This window comes from Campylobacter sp. LMG 7929, assembly GCF_024723595.1.
Taxonomy (GTDB): domain Bacteria; phylum Campylobacterota; class Campylobacteria; order Campylobacterales; family Campylobacteraceae; genus Campylobacter_D.
The window spans coordinates 1-21992 of sequence record NZ_JANQCY010000016.1; the positions used below are offsets into that span (position 1 = coordinate 1).

At 30.8% G+C, this 21992-nt stretch carries 22 protein-coding genes and 1 tRNA gene; 11 read left to right on the top strand and 12 right to left on the bottom strand.

Going from position 1 to position 21992, the window contains the following annotated elements; all coding sequences use genetic code 11:
• Positions 1 to 195: 195 nt before the first annotated feature.
• Positions 196 to 1179, bottom strand: coding sequence for an MnmA/TRMU family protein (locus CAMP5118_RS07140; protein ID WP_337216965.1), 984 nt, complete (start codon positions 1177 to 1179; stop codon positions 196 to 198).
• 65 nt (positions 1180 to 1244) lie between these two features.
• Positions 1245 to 3029 carry a DNA primase gene (gene dnaG / locus CAMP5118_RS07145; protein WP_263679571.1) on the bottom strand — a complete coding sequence of 595 codons (1785 nt, stop codon included), beginning with the start codon at positions 3027 to 3029 and terminating at the stop codon, positions 1245 to 1247.
• A 74-nt stretch (positions 3030 to 3103) separates the two neighbouring features.
• Here dnaG and CAMP5118_RS07150 point away from each other — a divergent pair, with 74 nt between their 5' ends.
• The 6 genes from CAMP5118_RS07150 to CAMP5118_RS07175 are packed head-to-tail and all read left to right on the top strand — an operon-like array spanning position 3104 to position 8009.
• Positions 3104 to 4066 (top strand): hypothetical protein, encoded by a 963-nt coding sequence (locus CAMP5118_RS07150; protein WP_337215201.1) that lies wholly within the window; start codon positions 3104 to 3106, stop codon positions 4064 to 4066.
• Positions 4063 to 4503: a ribonuclease HI gene (gene rnhA, locus CAMP5118_RS07155; RefSeq protein WP_039668930.1), complete on the top strand. Its 441-nt coding sequence runs from the start codon at positions 4063 to 4065 to the stop codon at positions 4501 to 4503. Before CAMP5118_RS07150 ends, rnhA begins: the two co-directional genes overlap by 4 nt.
• Positions 4496 to 5164: a ribonuclease III gene (rnc, locus tag CAMP5118_RS07160; protein ID WP_263677482.1), complete on the top strand. Its 669-nt coding sequence runs from the start codon at positions 4496 to 4498 to the stop codon at positions 5162 to 5164. Before rnhA ends, rnc begins: the two co-directional genes overlap by 8 nt.
• Positions 5161 to 6249: a chorismate synthase gene (gene aroC, locus CAMP5118_RS07165; protein ID WP_263664063.1), complete on the top strand. Its 1089-nt coding sequence runs from the start codon at positions 5161 to 5163 to the stop codon at positions 6247 to 6249. Before rnc ends, aroC begins: the two co-directional genes overlap by 4 nt.
• Before the next feature lie 54 nt (positions 6250 to 6303).
• A complete protein-coding gene (locus CAMP5118_RS07170) occupies positions 6304 to 7347 on the top strand; it encodes a Cj0069 family protein (protein WP_263679573.1) in 1044 nt (347 codons plus the stop codon).
• A gap of 35 nt (positions 7348 to 7382) precedes the next feature.
• On the top strand, positions 7383 to 8009 hold the full coding sequence (locus tag CAMP5118_RS07175) for a trimeric intracellular cation channel family protein (protein ID WP_039629140.1): 627 nt from the start codon (positions 7383 to 7385) through the stop codon (positions 8007 to 8009).
• Positions 8010 to 8204: 195 nt separating this feature from the next.
• On the opposite strand, the gene CAMP5118_RS07180 is transcribed toward CAMP5118_RS07175, so the two are convergent.
• The 10 genes from CAMP5118_RS07180 to folE form a co-directional block, all read right to left on the bottom strand.
• Positions 8205 to 8279, bottom strand: a tRNA-Glu gene (locus CAMP5118_RS07180).
• A 53-nt stretch (positions 8280 to 8332) separates the two neighbouring features.
• Positions 8333 to 9487 (bottom strand): Na+/H+ antiporter NhaA, encoded by a 1155-nt coding sequence (gene nhaA / locus CAMP5118_RS07185; RefSeq protein ID WP_263707123.1) that lies wholly within the window; start codon positions 9485 to 9487, stop codon positions 8333 to 8335.
• A complete protein-coding gene (nhaA, locus tag CAMP5118_RS07190; protein WP_263679575.1) occupies positions 9484 to 10644 on the bottom strand; it encodes a Na+/H+ antiporter NhaA in 1161 nt (386 codons plus the stop codon). The genes nhaA (CAMP5118_RS07185) and nhaA (CAMP5118_RS07190) overlap by 4 nt, the downstream gene beginning before the upstream one ends.
• An 81-nt stretch (positions 10645 to 10725) precedes the next feature.
• Complete coding sequence (locus tag CAMP5118_RS07195) at positions 10726 to 11697, bottom strand: iron-sulfur cluster assembly scaffold protein (RefSeq protein ID WP_087685319.1); 972 nt, start codon at positions 11695 to 11697, stop codon at positions 10726 to 10728.
• Positions 11698 to 11707: 10 nt separating this feature from the next.
• Positions 11708 to 12886 (bottom strand): NifS family cysteine desulfurase, encoded by a 1179-nt coding sequence (locus CAMP5118_RS07200; protein WP_337216966.1) that lies wholly within the window; start codon positions 12884 to 12886, stop codon positions 11708 to 11710.
• A gap of 122 nt (positions 12887 to 13008) precedes the next feature.
• Complete coding sequence (locus tag CAMP5118_RS07205) at positions 13009 to 14154, bottom strand: hypothetical protein (RefSeq protein WP_263679585.1); 1146 nt, start codon at positions 14152 to 14154, stop codon at positions 13009 to 13011.
• Between the two features lie 77 nt (positions 14155 to 14231).
• Positions 14232 to 14411: a putative motility protein gene (locus CAMP5118_RS07210; protein ID WP_039619394.1), complete on the bottom strand. Its 180-nt coding sequence runs from the start codon at positions 14409 to 14411 to the stop codon at positions 14232 to 14234.
• Between the two features lie 53 nt (positions 14412 to 14464).
• Positions 14465 to 14953 carry a hypothetical protein gene (locus CAMP5118_RS07215; RefSeq protein ID WP_263664075.1) on the bottom strand — a complete coding sequence of 163 codons (489 nt, stop codon included), beginning with the start codon at positions 14951 to 14953 and terminating at the stop codon, positions 14465 to 14467.
• 53 nt (positions 14954 to 15006) lie between these two features.
• Positions 15007 to 16317, bottom strand: coding sequence for a flagellar protein export ATPase FliI (gene fliI / locus CAMP5118_RS07220; protein ID WP_337216967.1), 1311 nt, complete (start codon positions 16315 to 16317; stop codon positions 15007 to 15009).
• Positions 16317 to 16889 carry a GTP cyclohydrolase I FolE gene (gene folE / locus CAMP5118_RS07225; protein ID WP_012662169.1) on the bottom strand — a complete coding sequence of 191 codons (573 nt, stop codon included), beginning with the start codon at positions 16887 to 16889 and terminating at the stop codon, positions 16317 to 16319. The genes fliI and folE overlap by 1 nt, the downstream gene beginning before the upstream one ends.
• Positions 16890 to 16998: 109 nt before the next feature.
• Between folE and tig the strand changes: the two genes are divergently transcribed.
• Genes tig through CAMP5118_RS07250 form a run of 5 tightly spaced genes read left to right on the top strand, consistent with a single transcriptional unit; the run spans position 16999 to position 21989 of the window.
• Entirely contained in the window at positions 16999 to 18318 is a 1320-nt protein-coding gene (gene tig / locus CAMP5118_RS07230) for a trigger factor (protein WP_337216968.1), read from the top strand.
• Complete coding sequence (gene clpP, locus CAMP5118_RS07235; RefSeq protein ID WP_087699173.1) at positions 18318 to 18908, top strand: ATP-dependent Clp endopeptidase proteolytic subunit ClpP; 591 nt, start codon at positions 18318 to 18320, stop codon at positions 18906 to 18908. Before tig ends, clpP begins: the two co-directional genes overlap by 1 nt.
• Before the next feature lie 14 nt (positions 18909 to 18922).
• Positions 18923 to 19963, top strand: coding sequence for a GGDEF domain-containing protein (locus CAMP5118_RS07240; protein WP_263664077.1), 1041 nt, complete (start codon positions 18923 to 18925; stop codon positions 19961 to 19963).
• Positions 19960 to 20484, top strand: coding sequence for a peptide deformylase (gene def, locus CAMP5118_RS07245; protein WP_257904743.1), 525 nt, complete (start codon positions 19960 to 19962; stop codon positions 20482 to 20484). The genes CAMP5118_RS07240 and def overlap by 4 nt, the downstream gene beginning before the upstream one ends.
• Entirely contained in the window at positions 20481 to 21989 is a 1509-nt protein-coding gene (locus CAMP5118_RS07250) for a YifB family Mg chelatase-like AAA ATPase (RefSeq protein ID WP_337216969.1), read from the top strand. The genes def and CAMP5118_RS07250 overlap by 4 nt, the downstream gene beginning before the upstream one ends.
• The last annotated feature ends 3 nt before the right edge of the window (positions 21990 to 21992 follow it).

Below are 21992 nucleotides of genomic sequence, written 5' to 3' on the forward strand. Positions count from 1 at the left end.
GAGTATTAAAGAGCAAGCTTTAGGAATTTCGCAAATTAATCAATCTGTTTCAGTAATAGATGGTTTAACTAAAGAAAACTCACAAATTGCTCATGCAACTAATTCTGTAGCAAATGAAGTTGATTCTATGTCAGCTGATATTGTAGCAGAGGTTAGAAGAAAGAAATTCTAAAAAACTACCCTTTAAAGGGTAGTTTAATTTATAAAATATTCTTGAATTTTATTTTTATCTTCAAAAGCCATACTTTGGAAAATTTTATCTTTAAAACCTATTTTGTATTTTGTATTATTTTGAGTTTTAGCATAAGTTAGTGCTATGCTTAGAGCAAGTTCAAGATCTTGTGGATTGATATTTTCATCCACCAAAGAATAAGCGCCTATTAAATCAAAAAGTTTTAATTCTTCGTATTTTTGAGTTTTTAATTCTTTTAAAAATTGATTTTCTAGCTCATTTCTACCTACTATCATTTTAGAGCCATTTGGAAGTCTTAAGTGGCGTCCGTATTTTAAAAGTTGAGCATCATTAACTTGCATATTTTTATCAAATTTAATGAAATCTTTGATTTTATTAGAAAAGCTCTCAAGTGTAAGCAAACATCCACCGCCTGGACTTTCAAAATCTTCAAAACCAAATTTGGCAGCTAGTTCAAGTTGTCTTTTTCTGCTTCTTCCACTTATGTTTTCTAACTTTTCTCTATCAATCCAACCTTCACGCTCAGGTTTGGTTAAAGGTAAATTTTTAGCACACATTGGACGCAAGATTAAATCTTCTTCATCAAGTGCTAGTTTTTTAACCTTGGCCATAGCGTCATTTCTTTGGCTCATTGGGCGTTGACCAACTACTTCTCCTGTGATGATAAAACTTGCATTTTCATCTTTTAACATTGAAAGAGCAGTTTTAAACATAAAAGCATGACAATCTATACAAGGATTAAAATGCTTTCCATATCCATATTGAGGGCTAAATAAAACTTCTTGTAAATAAGCATTTCTTACATCTATCATTTCAAAACTAGCCCCTGCCATAGCAGCGCGTTTTGCCATGAGTTCGCTTTTATCACTTGTGCCACCAAAGCCTATGTTTATATTTAAAGCTTTTACTTCTATACCTTGAGAGCTTATGAGTTTTATAGCAAGCATAGAATCAAGCCCACCACTAAAAAGTGCTAATGCTTTCATTTTTTCCTTTCGAAATTTTTGGCATATTGTAATGAATATTTTTTAATTTTTGTGCAAGTTTTTATTTAAAAAACTTCTTCTTCAAAGTTATAATGAATTGCTTTTTTATCTTTGACATTTTTTTGTAGTCTATTTAAAAATAATTCCAAGCTTTCCTCATCATCTAAAAAATGCACGCTTTTTAAAACTTCTATCAAATGGTTTAAAAAAACTTCATCATTTTGATAGCTTTTTTTGATTTTTTCTAAATTTTGATTGAGTAAATTATAAATTTGTTTTTTAAAGGCTTGTTTTAAATTTAAACTTTTTAATTTATTAAAATATGCAAGGTTGATCTTACAAATAGCATATAAAAATTCTTCTAAATTGCTTAAGTTTTTGATATTTTCAAATTCATAAAGCTCTCTTATGCTAGGATCTTCAAAGTTTTTTTGCTCTAAAATAGCTTTAGTAATATCTTGGTGTAAAAAATATTCTTTTGTGCTTAAAAGCTTAAAAAGCCCTATGGTTTCATTATTTTCATATAAAAATTTCAAAAGCTCTAACTCGCTTATATTGTTGATTTTACTTTGTTTTATAGGATTAATGAAGCTTATTTTTCTTGTATTTTTAGAAAGTTTAATATCATTAATATTTACACCCAAAAGATTTGCTACCAAGGTAGTGTAGGAATTTGCTATTAAAGGTTCAAGGTTAAAAGTATATTTTTGTACCTCTTCTAAAGCCTTTTGTTTGCTAAGTGCTGAGTTTAAATCACAACTTGCAATCAAGCTTCTTATATAAAATTCTCCAAGTTCTATACCTTTTTCTAAAATATTAAAAAGTAATTTTTCTTGATGGCTTGCTACAAGTTCAGCCGGATCTTTTCCACCTTCTATTAAGACTACTTTTCCATCAATTTTTGCTAAACTTAGCAAATGTGCCGAACGCACAGCTGCATTAAGTCCTGCATTATCATTGTCAAAACATAAAATTACCCTTGCTTCTAATCTTTTTATTAAAGGTATGTGATTTTCACCCAAAGCTGTTCCCAAAACCGCTACAGCATTTTTAAATCCTGCTTTATGAAAGGCTATAGCATCCATATAGCCCTCACAAATTATCATTTCTTTTTGTTTATAAATGGCATCTTTTGCTAAATTGAGTGCATAAAAAACGCGTGATTTATCAAAAAGTTTGCTTTGGGGAGAATTAACATATTTTGCCATATTTGTTTCATCTAAAGTTCTACCACCAAAGCCTATAAGCAAATTTTTATGATCATAAATACTAAAAGTAATGCGGTTGATAAAACTTGCATAAGCGCCATTTTCATTTTGTTTTATCGCACCTACCTCTAAAGCTTCTTCTTGAGTGATTTGCTCATTTTGTAGCAGTCTTAGTGTTTCATTGGAACTTGGCGCAAAGCCTAGTTCAAAGGTTCTGATATCCTCATCATTTAAGCCTCTTTTATAAAGATAAGCTAAAGCTTCTTTGTTTTTAGCTAGGTTTTGTTTATAAAAAGCATTAAGAGTAGGCAAGATATGAATGATGGATTTTTTATTATCTTGTTTTTGCGAGGTATAAGTAAGTGAAAAATTACTCCATGAAGCAACTTTTTCTACCGCTTCAACAAAGTTTAATTTCTCATAATCCATTACAAATTTAAAAACATTACCCCCAGCCTTGCATGCAAAACAATGATAAAATCCTTTAATAGAATTAATATGCATACTAGGATTTTTATCATCATGAAAAGGACAAACGCAAACATAGCTTGAGCCTTGTTTTTTTACTTCAACATAATGAGCTATGATATCAACAATATCTGTTTTTTGTAAAAGTTGTTCTATACTTGCTTGTTCTATCATCTTTAAACCTTAAAGAAAATTATATAAGCATTTAGCTATAATTGTTATAAATTTGAAAATTAAGTTGTAAGGTTATGGATTTTTTCTTTGTAGAATACCGCGATCCTTTATTTGGTCTTATTGTTTTAACTGCTTTGGTTTTTATTATAGCTAGCTCACATTATATATGGCGTATTGTTGCAAGTAAAGACCAAAAAAGCAAGCTTGATCGTTTTGTAAAAAAATTTGAAATTAATTCCACACACCAACAAATTTTAAAAAATGCCAATTTAAGCATAGAAAATTTAAATTTCTTAGCTCAAATTTTTACCAAAAGTGGTGAATTTGAAAAAGCTGTGGGGATTTATCTCATAGCTTTGCAAAAAGCAAATGAAGCAAGCCAAAAAGAATTTATCTTTTTTTCACTAGCACAAGTTTATCTAAAAGCAGGATTTTTAGAGCGTAGTGTAGAAGCTTTGTTAAATGCCTTAAAAATTAAAGCACGTAATAAAGAAAGCTTAAAACTTTTAAAAATTGTTTATTTAAAACTCAAAGATTATGACAAGGTTTTAGATGTTTTAGAGTGTTTGTTTGAGCTAGGAGAAAATATATATGCAGAAAAAGCCTTGATAAAAGCTTTAAAAATTCAAGCAAGTTCTAAAGAGCAAGAACAAAAACTAAAAGAAATTTTAGCTTTGAGCAAGGATAATGAGTATATTTTAAGACTTTGCTTTTTGCATTATAAAGATAAACTTACTCAAATGCCTCAATTTGAAAATGTCATTGATTTGCTTAATGAATGCAAAAGTCCGCTTAATCTTGAAGATGAAAAATACCACGAGTTTTTTTATGCAAAAAATTTAAGCAACAAAGCTATTCCTATCAAAAATCATAAACTAAAAATTTTAAAAATTTTAAACGATAATGAGCTAAGTGCAAATCTTAGCTTTACTTATGTATGTAATAATTGTAAAAATCAAAGTCCTTTGTTTTTTTATCATTGTCCATTTTGTTATGAATTTGGAAAATGTGAGATTTATTATGAGGTAAAAGCTTGAAAAATATTGAAATTTATACTGATGGTTCTTGCTTAAACAACCCTGGCTTTGGAGGGTGGGCTTATGTTTTAACTTATAAAAATCATCAAAAAGAACAAAGTGGAGCGTGTGAGAATACAACAAACAACCGCATGGAATTAATGGCTATTATAGAGGCTTTAAAAGCTTTAAAAGAACCATGTGAGGTAAAATTATACACAGATTCAAATTTAATGGTACAAAGTATTAATGAATGGCTTGAAGGTTGGGTAAAAAAAGATTTTAAGGGTAAAAAAAATATTGATCTTTGGAAGGAGTATTTAAATGTTGCTAAAGATCATAAAATAACTGCTTTTTGGATCAAAGCGCACAATGGCCATGAATTAAATGAGCGTTGTGATGAGCTAGCAAGAAATGCAGCCTTAAAGCTCCAAGAAGAAAGGTCAATAAATGCTTAAAAAACTCCAAGAAAGATTAAATTATCATTTTAAAAATGAGCAATTGCTCATCGAAGCTTTGACGCATAAAAGCTATAAAAAGCCTTATAATAATGAAAGATTAGAGTTTTTAGGCGATGCTGTGATGGATTTAGTAGTAGGGGAGTTTTTGTTTTTTAAATTTCAAAAAGACTCAGAAGGAAATCTTTCTAAACTTAGAGCAGCTTTGGTGAATGAAAAATCTTTTGCAACTTTAGCGCAAAAACTTGATCTTGGAGTATGTATTTTTATGTCTATTGCAGAAGAAAATAACGATGGACGCAATAAACCTTCTATACTTTCTGATGCTTTTGAAGCACTAATGGGGGCTTTGTATTTAGAAATAGGTTTTGAAAAAACTAAAAATATAGCATTAAATTTGCTTAATGAAGTTTATCCGCATATTGATACACAAAGTTTGTTTAAAGACTATAAAACAAGACTTCAAGAAATTACGCAGGCAAATATGGCAGGCACACCTGAGTATATTGTAGTAAAGGCTTTTGGGCCTGATCATAAAAAGCAATTTGAAATCGCAGTGAAAATTCAAGGCATAGAAGTAGCAAGATCTACAGCAGGTAGTAAAAAAGAAGCCCAACAACAATGTGCTAAAATCGCACTTGAGAAATTAGGAAAACTATGAATAGCTTTGGAGTAAGATTTAAATTTACAAGCTTTGGCGAATCTCATGGTCAAGCTATAGGTTGTATAATAGATGGTATGCCAGCAGGGGTGAAGTTTGATTTTGATTTTTTACAAGAAATGCTAGATAAAAGAAAGCCAGGTCAAAATAAATTTAGCACTCCTAGAAAAGAAGAAGATAAGGCTCAAGTTTTAAGTGGGGTTTTTGAGGGTTATACAACAGGAACTCCTATAAGTGTTTTGGTGTATAATGAAAATACACGCTCAAAAGATTATGAAAAAGATGTATTTCGTCCTGCACATGCTGATTTTACTTATTATCATAAATATGGCATTAGAGATTATAGAGGCGGTGGAAGAGCTAGTGCTAGAGAAAGTGTAGCAAGAGCAGCAGCAGGTGCTGTGGCACAAATGCTTTTAAAAGAATTTGATATAGAGATAATGAGCGGGGTTTTTGGAATAGGAAATATTGATAGCAAACTTAGTAATGATGAGTTTGATTTTGATTATGCTAAAAATAGTGAAGTTTATGCTTTAGATAAAAATTTAGAGCAAAGTTTTAAAGATGAAATTTTAAAAGCTAAAAAGGCAAAAAACAGCATAGGTGCTAGAGTTTTTACTAGAGTGAAAAACCCTATCAAAGGCTTAGGCGAGCCTTTGTATGATAAGCTTGATTCTAAACTTGCTCATGCAATTATGGGAGTAAATGCGGTTAAGGCTATAGAAATAGGAAGTGGTTTTCAAAGTAGTTATATATATGGAAGTCAAAATAATGATGAACTAAAAGATGGGGTGTTTTTAAGCAATCATAGCGGTGGGATCTTAGGCGGAATTTCTAATGGGGACTTTATCGATATAAAAACATATTTTAAGCCAACTCCTTCTATATTTTTACCCCAACAAACGCAAAATACTCAAGGAGAAAATGTTATACATGAGTTAAAAGGCAGACATGATCCTTGTGTGGGTATAAGAGGCAGTGTTGTGGTAAATGCTATGGTAGCAATTTGCATGGCTGATGCTTTGCTTTTAAATGCAAGCTCAAATTTGCAAAATTTACAACGAGTTTATGGAAAAAACAAATAAAAATTTAATACTTATTTAGATATGATGATAAAATATCTTTAAAAAGGGAGAAATATGAAAAAAAATATTGTGTTTTTTGAAGTTAGAGGTGGTAGCGATAAAGGTGAAGATGGCCATAGAAAAGATACTATGCCTATGGTAAATGCCTTAAAAGAACAAGGTTGGAATGCTGAGGTTATCTTTTTTGAAGTAGAAAAAAAAGATGAAATTTATGAATATGTAAAAAACAATGCCGATGCTTATGTTTCTAGAATCAACCCTGGAAATTTAAAAGAAGAAAACGAGTATTTTGATATGCTTAGAAAACTTTGTGCAAATGGTGTTATAGGTATGCCTCATCCTGATGCGATGATAGGATATGGCGCTAAAGATGCGCTTACCAAGCTTAATAAAACGGCTTTAGTACCTGAAGATACTTATGCGTATTATGATATCAAAACTTTTAAAGAAAGTTTTCCAAAAACTTTAGCAAAGGGTGAGAGGGTTTTAAAACAAAATCGTGGTTCAACGGGTGAGGGAATTTGGCGTGTGAGATTGATAGATGAGCTACCAGCGGGGACGACAAGTGTGCCATTAAATGCAAAAATCAAATGCACAGAAGCAAAAGATAATCACACAGAAGAAAGAGAGCTTGGTGAGTTTATGGATTTTTGTGAGCAATACATTATAGGTGATAATGGTATGCTTGTAGATATGACTTTCTTACCGCGTATTAAAGAAGGTGAAATTAGAATTTTAATGCTTTATCATACTCCAATTTATGTTGTGCATAAAAAGCCCGCAGAAGGTGCTGATGCATTCTCTGCAACACTTTTTTCAGGTGCAAAATATAGATATGATGAGCCAAAAGATTGGCAAGGATTGGTTGATTGGTTTTTAGCAACCTTACCTGAAATTCGTTCAAAACTTGGAAATTATGATATTCCTTTGATTTGGACTGCTGATTTTATCTTAGATACAGATGAAAATGGTAAAGATAAATATGTTTTAGGTGAGATTAATTGCTCTTGCGTAGGATTTACTTCTCCTGCTGAATTTGTTGAGCCTATTGCTAAAAAAGTAGCTCAAAATATCATTGATATCGTAAGTAAAAATTAACCCTTGTTTTAACAAGGGTTTTTTGAAAACTCATTATGCTTTTAACTATACTTTATATTATCGGAATTACTGTTGATGCAATGACAGGAGCTATTGCTGCGGGAAGACATAAAATGGATCTTTTTGGAGTGATATTTATAGCTTTGGTAACAGCTATTGGCGGAGGTTCTATTAGAGATATTTTGCTTGATCATCATCCGCTAACTTGGATTAAAACTCCTGAGTATGTGATTTTAATTTGTGTTGCAGCTATGATTACAACAAAAATTGCCAAATATGTTATAAGGCTTGAAAAACTTTTTTTGATTTTAGATGCTATAGGTTTGGTTGTTTTTAGTGTTTTAGGTGCACAAATTGCAATACAAATGGGGTATGGTTTTATAGTGGCTGTGAGTTCAGCTGTAATTACTGGTGTATTTGGTGGGATATTAAGAGATATATTGTGTGCTAGGATACCACTTGTATTTCAAAAAGAAATTTATGCGGGTGTTGCTATATTAACAGGGGCTTTGTATTATATATTGTATATTTTGGGCGTAGATGAGTTATGGGTAATTCTTGCTTCATTGATTGTAGGAACCATAGCAAGACTTTTGGCTATATATTATGGTTTAAGTTTGCCTATATTTTCTTTTAAAGATGGAGAAAATAAAGAAAGTTAAAATTCTATCTTATAAATTCTTAAAGGATAAGCCTTATTATCCATAGTATTTTCATAAAATCTTACAAGCTTGTTAGTAGGTAAATTTATTTATATTTTTTACTTTTAGAATATTTATTTGATGTATTGGTTATAAATTAAGTTTAGTTATGGAAAACTGCTATTTTTGATATTTTTGTAATTAGAATTTAAAAAGTGGTGACCCATACGAGACTCGAACTCGTGTTACCGCCGTGAAAGGGCGATGTCCTAACCGCTAGACGAATGGGCCAAATATTAAATAAGAAATGAAATTATATCTTATTTAATTTAAAAAAAACTTAATTATTTTACAAAGCGCAGATAAAAATAGCCAAATACACCTGAAGCTAAGGAAGCTAGTAAAATAGCAAAATTATCCACAAAATTAAATATATCACTTACTTCATAGGCAAGGGCGTCTATAAAAAAGCTCATGGTAAAACCTATGCCTGTGAGTATGCAAACTCCATAGAGTTGTTTAAAATTAGCATCTTTTGGCAGTTTTGCAAGTTTAAATTTAATTGCCATATAAGCAAAGCCAAATACACCTAGTTGTTTTCCAACAAACAAGCCTAAGAAAATCCCTACACTTACACCGCTAAATAGCATATGTACTTCAATTTTTGAAAGATCAACCCCTGCATTGGCAAAAGCAAAAAGTGGTAGTATTATAAAAGCTATCCAAAATTTTAAACCATGCTCGATTTCCTCTAATAAAGCATGGTTGTTTTTTGTAAATACAGGTATAAATAAAGCTGTGATGATACCTGCTAAAGTTGCATGCACTCCACTTTTTAATACACTAAGCCAAAGCAATGCTCCAAGTATATAATAAAATGATTTTCTTTCATTGCTCAAACGATTAAGTAAAAACAAACCCACAATACAGCAAAAGGCAACAAAAAAGGCTAAAGTTGAAAGCTCTCCTGTATAAAAAATAGCAATGATTAAAATAGCCCCTACATCATCAAAAATCGCTAACGATACTAAGAATATTTTTAAAGAACTTGGTATGCGTTGTTTTAGCATTGTAAGTATAACTAGGGCAAATGCAGTATCAGTTGCCGTTGGTATAGCCCAACCTTTTAAAACATAAGCATCGTTAAAATTGATAGCACAAAATATCAAAGCAGGCACAACTATACCGCCTATAGCAGCCATTAAGGGTAGGGTAATATTACTAAGAGTTTTAAACTCTCCTTGAACAAATTCTTTTTTTAATTCAAGTCCTATGGCAAAGAAAAAGATTGCAATAAGACCATCATTAATCCACAATAAAGAAGGCTTAAAAAGTTCCCAAGCACCTACTTTTACACCTATTTCTACACTTAAAAAATCCATATAGTGTTGTCCATAAGGACTATTTTTAAGTAGCAAGGCAAAGATCGTTGCTAATAAAAGCAACAATCCTCCTAAAATTTCAAGTGATAAAAAGTTTTGGAAACTTCTTAATTTCATTTTTTAAAACTATAAATAAGTTTTAAGTAAACATATCCAACTATAGCGCTTAATAATGAAGCTACTAAAATTGCAAGTTTGTCTGAATATGCAAAAATATCACTATTTTGATAAGCTAGGCCATCTATAAAAAAGCTCATAGTAAAACCTATACCTGTGAGTATACAAACCCCGTAAAGTTGTTTGAAATTAACATTTTGTGGAAGTTTTGCTAGTCCTAGTTTTATACTAATATATGAAAATAAAAATACTCCAATTTGTTTTCCCAAAAATAATCCTAAAATAATACCTAAGCTAACCGAAGAAAACATAAAACTTGGATCCATATCTTTTAAATCAACTCCCGCATTGGCAAAAGCAAAAATAGGCAAGATGAAATAACTCACCCAAGGTGCTAAGTCATGTTCTATTTCTTTTAAAAAAGACTCACCACTTTTTGTTTGAAGTGGTATAAATAAAGCAGTAATCACACCTGCCAAAGTTGCATGCACCCCACTTTTTAACATGCTTATCCAAAATACTATAGCTATTATGATATAAAAAGATTTTTTGGTAACATGGAAGTGATTTAGCAAATAAAGTGCTAAAATACACACCAAGGCAGCAATCATAGCAAAAACTGAAAGTTCGCTTGTATAAAATAAAGCAATTACAATAATCGCGCCTAAATCATCAAAAATAGCTAAAGAAAGTAAGAATAATTTTAAAGAAGTAGGTACTCTTTTGCCTAAAAGCATTAAAATACCAACCGCAAAAGCCACATCAGTAGCCGTTGGTATAGCCCAACCTTGCAAAGCAAAAGGATCTTTATAATTAAAAAATGCAAAAATTAAAGCAGGCACTATCATACCGCCAAGTGCAGCAAATACAGGTAAAGACATAGCCTTTATACTATTGAGTTGCCCTCTTGTTACTTCATATTTTAATTCAAGTCCTATGGCAAAGAAAAAGATTGCAATAAGGCCATCATTAATCCACAAAAGTAAAGGTTTGAAAATTTCTAAACTTCCAGCTTGAAAGCCAAAAGGAATATTTAAAAAGTTAGTATATTGATCCGTTAAAGAACTATTTTGTAAAATGAGTGCAAGTACGGTAAAAAATATTAGTAAAACACCAGGAAAAGTTTCACTTTTAACAAAGGTTTGAAGTCTTTGCATAAATAGCCTTTTTAAATTTTTATTAACGTGTTATTTTAACATAAAAAGGCTTGAAATTTAAAGTTTAAGCAGAAAAACTGCTTAAACAGGTATAACGCGTATATTTGGACTAAGTTCTTCTTGTAAGATATTTTCTATAGCATATAAGGTTGCACCACTCCCACTTGAACAGCCGCTACATGCTCCAAGATAACGTATATATATATCTATATTTTTATTGTCACTTTTTTGGATATCAATTACTTCTAAATCTCCACCATCACCATGTAGCATAGGACGCACATCGCTATCTAAAACAGCTTCTACTGCTTTTAGTTGTTTAACCATGGTCATATCATCAAAAGCAATATCTGTTTTGCTTTGATCTTTTAGCTTTTCTCTTTCCATTTCAGCCCTAGTTTCAGCTAAAATATCTACAAGATAATAATCTTTTTTCTCATGTCCTCCAGGCTTAACACAAGATTTACAAAAAGCACCTGCTTTAGTAAATTGCGTGATTTCTTCTACTGTATGTAAATCATTTAGTTTGATTACTTCTTTGATGGTTCCAAGGCTTACCCTAGCACACTCACAAACTATGATTTGATCTTCAAAGTCTTCAGGATTAACACCTTTATAATGCGCTGCAGCTTGTTTAATAACATCATAAGCCATAACCGAACAGTGCATTTTTTGCGGTGGAACTGCAGGAGTTTCAGGGTTATCTCTCATAGCAAATTCAACATCTAAATTTGTAATTTTTACAGCCTCATCTACGGTTTTACCTATACAAAGATCAACCATAGTATCACTACTTGCTATTGCTGTACCACAGCCAAAGCTTTTAAATTTAGCATCAATGATTTTATCAGTTTTTTCATCTACTAACCAATAAAGCCTAACCGCATCACCACAGCTTTCAGCTCCAAAATCTGCAACAATAAGTTTTGCATTTGCTTTTTGCGCATCTTCTTGTGTAAATTCGCCCATATGTTGAGGGTTATTCATTCTATCTTGTACTTTTTGAGAATACTCATCCCAAATTGATCCGCCAATTAAATTATTCTTTGCCATTTTTTATCCTTTAAATATTTTCAGGCTTATATGCATAAGTACTTGAGATTGCTCTAAGTCTTTGCGCTGCTTTTTTTATTTGCTCTGCTGCATAATCAATTTCATCTTCTGTGTTAAATCTTGATAAAGAAAGTCTTAGAGCGGTATGAGCTAAATCATTTTCAGCACCAATTGCTTCCATGATAGGATTGCTCTCAAGTGCTTCGCTAGCACAGGCTGAACCAGTGCTTGCTGCTATACCATTTTTGTTTAAATCCCAAAGCATAGCCTCGCCTTCTACGCCTTTAATACTTGCTAAGATGGTATTAGGAACCCTTCTTAATCTATCTCCAACTACGCTTGTATCAGGCATAGCTAAAATTAAATCTTCTAATTTATCTCTTAATCTTCTAATGTGTGAGTTTTCAAAATCAAGCATAGTATTTGCAATTCTTAAAGCTTCTGCCATTGCTATAATATATGGTACATTTAAAGTTCCGCTTCTTCTACCACCCATATGCTCACCACCATGTAAAAGCGGAGTTAATTCTATATCTTTTTTAATATAAAGTCCACCTACACCTTTTGGACCATGGAATTTATGTGCAGAAAATGAAGCAAAATCAACCCCAGCTTTTGCAAAATTAACCTTGATTTTCCCAACAGCTTGAGTTGCATCAGTATGAAATAATGCTCCATATTCATGAGCAATTTGAGCCATTTCTTCTATAGGAAAAATCATGCCAGTTTCATTATTTGCCCACATAATGCTTACTAGGGCAGTTTTATCTGAAATAGCTTCTTTTAGATCTTTTACACTAGAAACACCCTCATGATCAACGCCAAGTTCTATGACTTTTACTCCTAAAGATTTCAAAAACATAGCACTAGCTGCTACTGCAGGATGTTCTACACTAGAAATGATTACTTCATTTCTATTGCTATTTAAAATTCTATCAAAATACACACCTTTTAATACCCAGTTGATACTCTCTGTGGCACAGGAAGTGATAATGATGTCATCTAAATCGCTTGCCCCAAGTCCTGCATAAAGTTTATCCATAGCTTCTTTTAAAGCAGGGTGAGTTGCACTACCCCATTGATGAAGGCTGTTTGGATTACCATAATGTTCTTTTAAAAAAGGTTTCATAAGCTCATAAGCTTCTGGTGCAAGTTGTGTTGTTGCATTATTATCTAAATATACTTTCAAAATTACACTCCTTTAATTAGGATAATTTTTATCTTTTTTGTTAATATACACTAAAATGTTAAATTTAACATTAAACTAAATGGATTTCACTTGTGTAAAATTTTTTATTATTTTAGCACAAGTTAAGCCATTGCATTTAAATATGAGTGTAAAATTTTATTAATGCTTGCTTGTCTTTTGCGATTTTCTAAAAATTGAGTGTCTAAAAGTTCTTTTTGAGTATTAATTTTTTCAAGGTCTATATTAGAATCATTTTGATTAAACTCTTTTTTTAAAGCTTCAAAATCTTTGCTAATTTGCTCACTATAAAGACTATAAATAGAACTTGAATTAGCAAATTCTTGCATGTTGATACTGTGTTGATAGTTAATGTATTGTTGAAAGAAAACTGAAAGTTTATCTTCTGTGGTGTTGTTTTTATCTACTCCATTGATATATAAATATAAATCAAAACTCATTTTTTCTTTATTGCTTTCACTTAGATAATCTTGCATACTCATTTGACCTCTCATGAGTTTTTGAAAATTTACATTAGAAGACATATCTAACTCAATAGGAGTTAAAAAGAAATTAGCCTTTTGATTATTTTGTTCTTTTAAATCATGATAAATATAATTAAGCAATAATCCACTTTTAGAAACTTCGCCTTGTCGGTTTAGATAAGGTCTTATGATAGGATTACTAGCCGTGTTTTCAATGCTCGCATTGAATGCAAAGTCTCCTATTTTGTTATCAAGCATTAAGGTATTTAGATTTTTATTTGCTTCTTTTGCATTTTGTAAACTTTTGGCATTTTCATAAACTTTTAAAATTTTTCCTTCATAAGTATAGCTATAACCTTGATTTAATTCTGAAATTTGCGCTTTGCTTAAAAAATTATTATCATTTTTTTGAAATTCATGATTGATGGTTTTTAGCGTATTATGATAAGTGTTTAAAAGTCTTGGTAAGTCTATTTTGTTATAGTTTAAATTTTCATCAAGCTTTATAAGTTGTTTTGAAATTTCTCTTATACTTTTTATATTAATATCATAATCAAGAGGCAAAGCAGCCGTTTTATTAAGATCTTTTTCAAAAAAACCTTGCTCATTGATTCTAAAACCAAACTCGCTTGCATAGCTTACTTCATAATCTAAATTAGAACCTTTTATATCAAGTAAATCACTTTTAATATTGGTATTTTCTTTTTTTTCTTCCGCGTGTCCAGTCTTTGCAAAAGGATAATTTGCAAAATTCTGATACGGATTGACATTAGAATTTACAAACATAACTCTTCTCTTCAAAAATATTGCTTAGCCTTAAAAAAGCAAAAGCTATGCCAAAATTTTTGAATCGAAGAGAAAAATTAAGCGTAAATGTCAAGCAATCCTGAACTAGTGCTAGGAGTAGTAGTTGGAGCAGGGTTTGCATTTACGCCTTCAAGTACTTGCATTACTGCATTTTCATTGGCTTCTATGGTTTTTTTCATCATAGTAGTTGCAATGTTAAGCATTAAACTTGCTTGGTTGTTAGTAACTTCGCCCATAACATACTCCTTTTGTTTGGATTAGTAGTATTATCGGCAAAGTTTGGTTAATATTAAGCTATATTATAAATTTTTGATAAGTAGTGATTGTGAGTGTTTTCTTTTGCTTCAAGCATATCGATATAGTTTTTAAACTCATCCATATCTTTAAAAAGATTTTTCATGGTAGTGTTAATTTCGCTAGAAAAATTTTGAAGATTGCTTTGTGTTTTTAAATATCTTTCTATTTGATAAATTCTAGCGATTTCTCTTTCATACTCATCTTGAGTTATTCTTTTTGCACTAAATTCTGCATTTAGTATTTTTTTATCATTGATAATAAATGATTTTTTTTGATTGTTGATTTTAAATTCAACGATAAATTCTTCTTTTGAATTAATAATTTTTAAGTATTTTAATTTAGCTTTATTTTCTAATAAAAGATAGCTTATACACTCTAAAAACATATGTGTAAAAATTTCTCTTTCAAAGATATTTTGACAAATATCGGTGTATTTTAAACCCAAGCTTTGTTGATGATCTAAAAAAGCTATATTTGACATGATCCATCCTTTTTTCATGACTTTTTATCATAAAAAAGCAAAAATCATTCCAATTATTGTGTATCAATCATTTTTAGCATATTGATAGTATCTTCAAATTCAAAACTTTCTTCAGGATTTTGACTAAGAAATTGTTGCATAAAGTCTTTTTTAGCGATAGCCTGATCAAGTTCTTTATCAGTGCCTTTTTGATAAGCACCAATTCTAAGTAAAACCTCATTTTCTTTAAGCAAAGAATTTAAACGTTTAAATTTTCTAGCAGCTAGTTTGTGTTCATCACTAATAATATCACCCATAACCCTTGAGGCTGAATTTTGTATATTTATAGGTGGATAAATTCCAAAGTCAGTAAGTTCGCGACTAAGCACTATATGCCCATCTAGGATGGATCTACTTTGATCAGCTATTGGATCACTCATATCATCTCCATCAACTAACACGGTAAAAAAAGCTGTTATGGTTCCTTTGCCTTCTTCTTTTCCTGCGCGTTCCATAAGCTGAGGTAAAAGACTTAAAACACTTGGTGGATAACCTTTTGTTGTAGGAGGTTCACCTAGAGCTAGACCTATTTCTCTTTGAGCCATAGCAAAACGCGTTACACTATCCATGATAAATAACACATCTTTGCCTTGTTCTTTAAAATACTCAGCCACACTCATAGCGCAAAATGCTCCGTATTTTCTCATCAGCGCACTATCATCACTTGTTGCAACGATGATGACAGTATCATCAAGTTTACCACCAAGATTTTTTTGTATAAATTCAGGAATTTCTCTACCGCGCTCACCGATTAAAGCTATCACTTTAATCGGAGCTTTGGAATTTTTTACTATCATTCCCATAAGGGTTGATTTACCAACCCCGCTTCCTGCAAAAATCCCAAGCTTTTGTCCTATCCCACAAGTTAAAAGCGCATCTATTGTTTTAACTCCTACTGGAAAGACTTCCTCTATCAAACCTCGTTTCATTGCATCAATAGGTGCACGCATAATAGGCATAAATTTACTCGCCTCAATAGGTCCTTTGCCATCTTTTGGTCGCATAAAAGGATCAACCACTCTTCCTAAAAGTTCATCACTAACTCCTATTTGCATACCTGCATCGTTAATAAAAGCACGATCACCTATTTTAAAACCTTCTACAAAGCCAAAAGGACTTAAATAGCTTAAATTCTCATCTACTTCTACCACCATAGCCATAGCTTCTTTACTCTCATCTTCACTAGAAACTATTTTAATGATATCACCTATGCTAGTTTTTAAGCCATTTATTTCTATACTAGTGCTTGAAATTTTAGTAATTTGTCCAAAAACACTGGCAAGATTTTGTGAAGCAATTTTGCTACGAAGTTTTTCTAAACCCATTAAAATCTAACCTGTTTTGCTGAGTTAATTAAAGTGAAAAATTCTTTTCTTGTTTTTTCACTTTTTAAAAAGCTACCTCTTAATGCTGAAGTACTAGTAGTAGAATTTGCCTTTTGCACCCCCCTCATTTCAACACACATATGTCTTGCTTCAATAACTACCCCAACGCCTTTTGCACCTACATGTTCCATTAGTGCTTCTGCGATTTGCTCTGTGAGTTGTTCTTGAATTTGTAAGCGTCTTGCAAAAACTTCTACAAGGCGTGGAATTTTACTAAGTCCTACGACTTTTTTATCTGGTATATACGCAACATGTACGCGCCCAAAAAAAGGCAAAAGATGATGTTCACAAAGACTATAAAATTCTATATCTCTTACTAAAACCATTTCATTGTTTGAACTTTCAAATAAAGCATCATTTAGTATTTGTTTTGGATCTTGTTTATAACCGCTATTTAAAAATTCAAAAGCCTTAAAAACTCTAGTAGGAGTTTTTAAAAGCCCTTCTCTTTGTGGATTTTCCCCAATAATCTCTAACATATTTTTTACTGATTGTTCAAATTTTTCTTGCATTTTTTCTCCATCAAAAATTAAAATTTTAACATATTTTTATTTTTATATAAAGTGATAAGGAAAATTTTGGTATATTATCAAAAAATTTTATTTAAAAAGGGAAAATATTATGGAAGTTACAGCAAAACTAATTGATTTTGCAAATGCAAATACTACTGTGAAAATTGCTCAAGGAGCTATTAAAGCAGAAGTTGAAAAATTAGCTAAAAAAGCATCTAAAACTATGAAAATGGATGGTTTTAGAGCAGGAAAAGTTCCTGTTGCTGCTATACTTAAAAGATATGAAAAAGAGCTTACAAGAGATGCGGAGCAAGATCTTTTAAGAAATGCTGTAGATGGTGCTTTAAAAGAAGTTAAAAAAGAGGCTAAAGATTTAGTAGGTGAGCCATATTTTGAAAAATTTGATAGAAAAGATGGTGCTATTGAGGCTCAAATGGTATTATCTTTTAGACCAGAAGTAAAATTAGATGGATATGAAGAACTAATTCCAACTTATAATACACCAAAAGTAACTCAAAAAGAAATTGATGCAAAAAAAGAAGAATTATTAAAAAGATTTGCTACTCCTGAAGCGATTAAAGAAGCAAGAGCTTTAAAAGAAGGCGATTTTGCTAAATTTGATTTTGAAGGTTTTGTTGATGGTAAAGCTTTTGATGGTGGAAAAGCTCAAAATTATGTTTTAGAAATTGGTTCAAAACAATTCATACCAGGATTTGAAGAAGGTATGATTGGTTTAAAAGCAGGTGAGGAAAAAGATATTAATGTAACTTTTCCAAAAGAATATGGTGCAGCGCATTTAGCAGGAAAAGATGCGGTATTTAAAGTAAAAATTCATGAAATTCAAGAACTTAAATTACCTGAGTTAAATGAAGAGCTTTTAAAAAGCTTGTTACCTGAAGAAAAAGAACCAAGTGTTGAAAAATTAGATGCAAAATTAAAAGAACAACTAAAAAATGAAAAAATCTTTAAACTTATCAATGATGAGCTTAAAAATCAATTTGCAGAAGCTTTGGTAGCTAAGTTTGACTTTGTTTTACCAAGAAATATAGTAGAGCAAGAAACAGATATGCAATTTAGAAGCTCTTTGAGAACTTTAAGCGAAGAAGAATTAAAAGAATTTAAAGATGAGGCTAAATATAAAGAAAAAAGAGAAAGTTTTAAAGAAGATGCACAAAAAAGCGTAAAATTAACTTTCATTATAGACGAGCTAGCAAAACTTAGAAATATTACAGTAAGCGATCAAGAATTAATCCAAGCGATTTATTTTGAAGCTTATAGATATGGTTTTAACCCGCAAGAACATTTAGATAATTACAAAAAACAAGGTGCATTGCCTGCTATTAAAATGTCTTTAATCGAAGAAAAACTTTTTGCTGATATTTTCAAAAAAAATGACAAAAAGAAAACTGAAAAAGAAAGTGAAAAATAATGAGCTCATACATACCTTATGTGGTTGAAAAAACAAGCAGGGGCGAAAGAAGTTATGATATTTATTCAAGACTTTTAAAAGATAGAATTATCATGCTAAGTGGCGAGATCAATGATGATCTTGCTGCTTCTATTGTAGCTCAGCTTTTGTTTTTAGAGGCTGAAGATCCTCAAAAAGATATTTATCTTTATATTAACTCACCAGGTGGGGTTGTAACCAGTGGATTTAGTATTTATGATACGATGAATTATATTAAAGCTGATGTAAGTACTATTTGTATTGGTCAAGCTGCTTCAATGGGTGCATTTTTGCTTAGTTGTGGTGCTCCAGGGAAAAGATTTGCTCTGCCAAATTCAAGAATTATGATCCATCAACCACTAGGTGGTGCAAGAGGGCAAGCAACTGATATAGAAATTCAAGCAAAAGAAATTCTAAGATTAAAAGCGATTTTAAATGATATTTTGGCTAAAAACACCAAACAAAAACTCTCTAAAATAGAAAAAGACACCGATAGAGACTTTTTTATGAGTGCTGTAGAAGCTAAGGAATATGGCTTAATCGATAAGGTTTTGGAAAAAAGTTTTAAATAAGGAAAAGCATAGCAATGTTAGATGATGATTTATTTGCTGATTTAAATTTAAGTAGCGATCCAACTCCAGCCAAAGAAGCTCCAAAAATTCAAAAAATTAGTGGAGGTGAATTTGAAAAATTTGCAAAGTCTATTTTGACTGAGCTTGTAAAAGATAATGTACCTCCAACACCAACTAATTATGGAGTTTATTTTCAAAAAATGCTTGAAGAACGTCCGGTAGCTTTTAAGAAAAAAGTTAGCGAGATTATGGAATTTGAGCAAAACGACGATGGTATCAAACGTGCAAATATAGAACAAGAAATCAAAAAAAGTTTTAGTTCTACTTCGGCATTATTGCAATACATTGCTATGATTTATAGACATCTTGAAACAGTTAAAGATATGTTAAGAAGACGTAATTCAGAACTTGCTATTAGTACAGGAAATTTAGCTGTTTCTAATGTAATTCACGCTCTTGAAGCAGATCTTTCAAGATTTTCTAGTATTTTAGATAAATATTCAGATGAGATTAAAGAAAGTTTTGATGAGGTTAGACAAACTTATAAACATATAGAAGAGCAAAGTGATTTTGACTCTAAATTTGGAGTTTATAATAAAAAATATTTTTTAGAAAATTTAGAAAAAAGCATTGAAAGTAATGCAAAATATAATTATCATACTTCCTTAATATTTTTTAGAGTAAAAGAAGAAATTCTTGAGCAAACTTATACTCAAAAAGAAAAAAATGCTTTTTTAAAAGGTGTGTGTAGAATTTTTAGTAAAAATGTCTCTTCAAGCGATATAGTAGCCCATTGTGGAAACAATATTTTTGCTATGATGATTTCTCATACAAATTTAGAAAAAGCACAAGAAATATGTAATAAAATTTTAGAATCTTTAGAAAATTCAAATTTTTTCCTAGCAGATAAAGAAATAGATGTAGATGTTGAAGTGGCTATAAGTGCTGTTAATCAAGATAGCAAGGGTGAAGAATTAATAGAAAAATGTATTGAAGCTTTAAAAGATTCAGGAAAAAATTTAGAACCCTTTATAATAGTGGAAAAAGAAAAATGATAAGAAAGATAATTACCTATCCTAATCCAAGATTATTTTTAGAGTCAAAAAAAGTAGAAAATTTTGATAAAGATTTACATATACTTCTAGATGATATGTATGAAACAATGATAGCTAATAAGGGCGTAGGCTTGGCTGCTATTCAAGTTGATGTGCCAATTAGAGCTTTGCTTGTAGATATTGGTGATGAAGAAGGTGAGCAAAAAGAAGATAAACAAACTCTTTTAGAAATTATTAATCCTATTATAACACCTTTAGATGATGAAAAAATTTCTTGTAACGAGGGTTGTTTAAGCATACCAGGTTTTTATGAAGATGTAATGCGCTATAAAAATATACAACTTGATTATCAAGATAGATTTGGCAAGCCACAAAGTTTGCAAGCACATGATTTTTTAGCAGTGGCTATTCAACATGAAGTTGATCATCTTGATGGGCATTTATTTATAGAAAAACTTTCTTTTTTAAAACGCCAAAAATTTGATAAAGACTTTAAGAAAAAATCCAAAAAGACCAAATGAAAAAACTAAAATGTGCAAGTTTTTCTACAGAGCTTGATATTATCGATGTAGAATCAACTTTCACAAGAGGTTTGCCAGGTTTTAGTATAGTGGGTCTTGCAAATTCTACCATCAAAGAAAGCACAGAAAGAGTTAAGGCGACTTTACTAAGTCAAAATTTCAATTTCCCAGCTCAAAAAATCACTATCAATCTTAGTCCATCAGATATCCCTAAAAATGGCTCTCATTTTGATTTGGCTATTGCGATTTTGATTTTATTTCAAAAAGAAAATTTAGATGACTTTTTTGTTTTTGGAGAACTTGGTTTAGATGGTAGTATTAAAAGTACTGCTAGTTTATTTTCTATCTTGCTTTTTTTAAGTGTAAAAGTACAAAACGCCAAAGTAGTAGTACCAAAAGCTATAGCACAAAAAGCTTCGATGATACCTAACTTAACAATCTATGCTTTGGAAAATTTAGCTCAAGCTATGGATTTTTTTAAAGAAAAAAATTATGAGAATTATCATATAAATAATGCTCATCCTTTATTTGAAAATGCCATAGAAATTAATAATCAAAAATATATAAAAAATTCTATTTACCCTTATGATTTTAAAGAAGTTAAGGGTCAAGAAAATGCTAAATTTGCATGTATAATAGCAGCTTTGGGTATGCATAATATTTTATTTGAAGGTAGTCCAGGTAGTGGTAAAAGTATGTGTGCTAAAAGACTTCCTTTTATCATGCCGCCACAAAGTTTGAAAGAAATTTTAGCCCAAAATGCTTATAAGTCATTAAATTCTTTAGATGATGATTTTAGTGCTAGTAGGGTTTTTAGAAGTCCTCATCATACAAGTACTAGGGCTAGTATTTTTGGTGGAGGAACCAAAAATGCCAAGATAGGAGAAATAGCACTTGCAAATGGAGGGGTTTTGTTTTTTGATGAGTTTCCTCATTTTTCAAAACAAATCATAGAAAGTTTGAGAGAGCCGCTAGAGGATTTTAAAATTCTTATTTCAAGAGTTAATACCAAGGTGATTTATGAAACTAAATTTTTATTTGCTTGTGCGCAAAATCCTTGTCCTTGTGGAAATTTATTTTCTAAAAGTCTTGCATGTCGTTGCCAAGAGATAGAAATTAAAAAATACAAAAATAAAATTTCATCTCCTATTTTAGACAGAATTGATCTTTATGTAGCTATGGATGAAATTTCGCATGAAGATAAAACAAGTTTAAGCTCTGAACAGATGAGTGAAATGGTTTTTAAAGGATTTTTATTTCAAAAGCAACGAAAACAAGAAGAATTTAATGCTAAATTAAATGATGAGCAGCTGAAACAATTTTGTATTTTAGATTCTACTGCGAATGAAATTTTACAAAAGGCTATAAATTCATATAATCTCTCTCAAAGAGGGGTAAATAAAACCATAAAAGTAGCAAGAACCATTGCAGATTTAGAACAAAGTGAGTTGATCTTAAAAACTCATATTTTAAAAGCATTAAGTTTTAGAATGAGAACTACATAGGAG

What these genes read in the sequence shown, in the direction of transcription:
- CAMP5118_RS07170 (WP_263679573.1), top strand. Translation starts at nt 6,304, where the DNA reads ATGAAAAAAAATATTGTGTTTTTTGAAGTTAGAGGTGGTAGCGATAAA.
- CAMP5118_RS07150 (WP_337215201.1), top strand. Translation starts at nt 3,104, where the DNA reads ATGGATTTTTTCTTTGTAGAATACCGCGATCCTTTATTTGGTCTTATT.
- def (WP_257904743.1), top strand. Translation starts at nt 19,960, where the DNA reads ATGATAAGAAAGATAATTACCTATCCTAATCCAAGATTATTTTTAGAG.
- CAMP5118_RS07140 (WP_337216965.1), bottom strand. Translation starts at nt 1,179, where the DNA reads ATGAAAGCATTAGCACTTTTTAGTGGTGGGCTTGATTCTATGCTTGCT.
- dnaG (WP_263679571.1), bottom strand. Translation starts at nt 3,029, where the DNA reads ATGATAGAACAAGCAAGTATAGAACAACTTTTACAAAAAACAGATATT.
- nhaA (WP_263679575.1), bottom strand. Translation starts at nt 10,644, where the DNA reads ATGCAAAGACTTCAAACCTTTGTTAAAAGTGAAACTTTTCCTGGTGTT.
- clpP (WP_087699173.1), top strand. Translation starts at nt 18,318, where the DNA reads ATGAGCTCATACATACCTTATGTGGTTGAAAAAACAAGCAGGGGCGAA.
- CAMP5118_RS07250 (WP_337216969.1), top strand. Translation starts at nt 20,481, where the DNA reads ATGAAAAAACTAAAATGTGCAAGTTTTTCTACAGAGCTTGATATTATC.
- aroC (WP_263664063.1), top strand. Translation starts at nt 5,161, where the DNA reads ATGAATAGCTTTGGAGTAAGATTTAAATTTACAAGCTTTGGCGAATCT.
- CAMP5118_RS07195 (WP_087685319.1), bottom strand. Translation starts at nt 11,697, where the DNA reads ATGGCAAAGAATAATTTAATTGGCGGATCAATTTGGGATGAGTATTCT.
- fliI (WP_337216967.1), bottom strand. Translation starts at nt 16,317, where the DNA reads ATGGGTTTAGAAAAACTTCGTAGCAAAATTGCTTCACAAAATCTTGCC.
- rnc (WP_263677482.1), top strand. Translation starts at nt 4,496, where the DNA reads ATGCTTAAAAAACTCCAAGAAAGATTAAATTATCATTTTAAAAATGAG.
- nhaA (WP_263707123.1), bottom strand. Translation starts at nt 9,487, where the DNA reads ATGAAATTAAGAAGTTTCCAAAACTTTTTATCACTTGAAATTTTAGGA.
- CAMP5118_RS07205 (WP_263679585.1), bottom strand. Translation starts at nt 14,154, where the DNA reads ATGTTTGTAAATTCTAATGTCAATCCGTATCAGAATTTTGCAAATTAT.
- folE (WP_012662169.1), bottom strand. Translation starts at nt 16,889, where the DNA reads ATGCAAGAAAAATTTGAACAATCAGTAAAAAATATGTTAGAGATTATT.
- tig (WP_337216968.1), top strand. Translation starts at nt 16,999, where the DNA reads ATGGAAGTTACAGCAAAACTAATTGATTTTGCAAATGCAAATACTACT.
- CAMP5118_RS07240 (WP_263664077.1), top strand. Translation starts at nt 18,923, where the DNA reads ATGTTAGATGATGATTTATTTGCTGATTTAAATTTAAGTAGCGATCCA.
- CAMP5118_RS07175 (WP_039629140.1), top strand. Translation starts at nt 7,383, where the DNA reads ATGCTTTTAACTATACTTTATATTATCGGAATTACTGTTGATGCAATG.
- CAMP5118_RS07215 (WP_263664075.1), bottom strand. Translation starts at nt 14,953, where the DNA reads ATGTCAAATATAGCTTTTTTAGATCATCAACAAAGCTTGGGTTTAAAA.
- CAMP5118_RS07210 (WP_039619394.1), bottom strand. Translation starts at nt 14,411, where the DNA reads ATGGGCGAAGTTACTAACAACCAAGCAAGTTTAATGCTTAACATTGCA.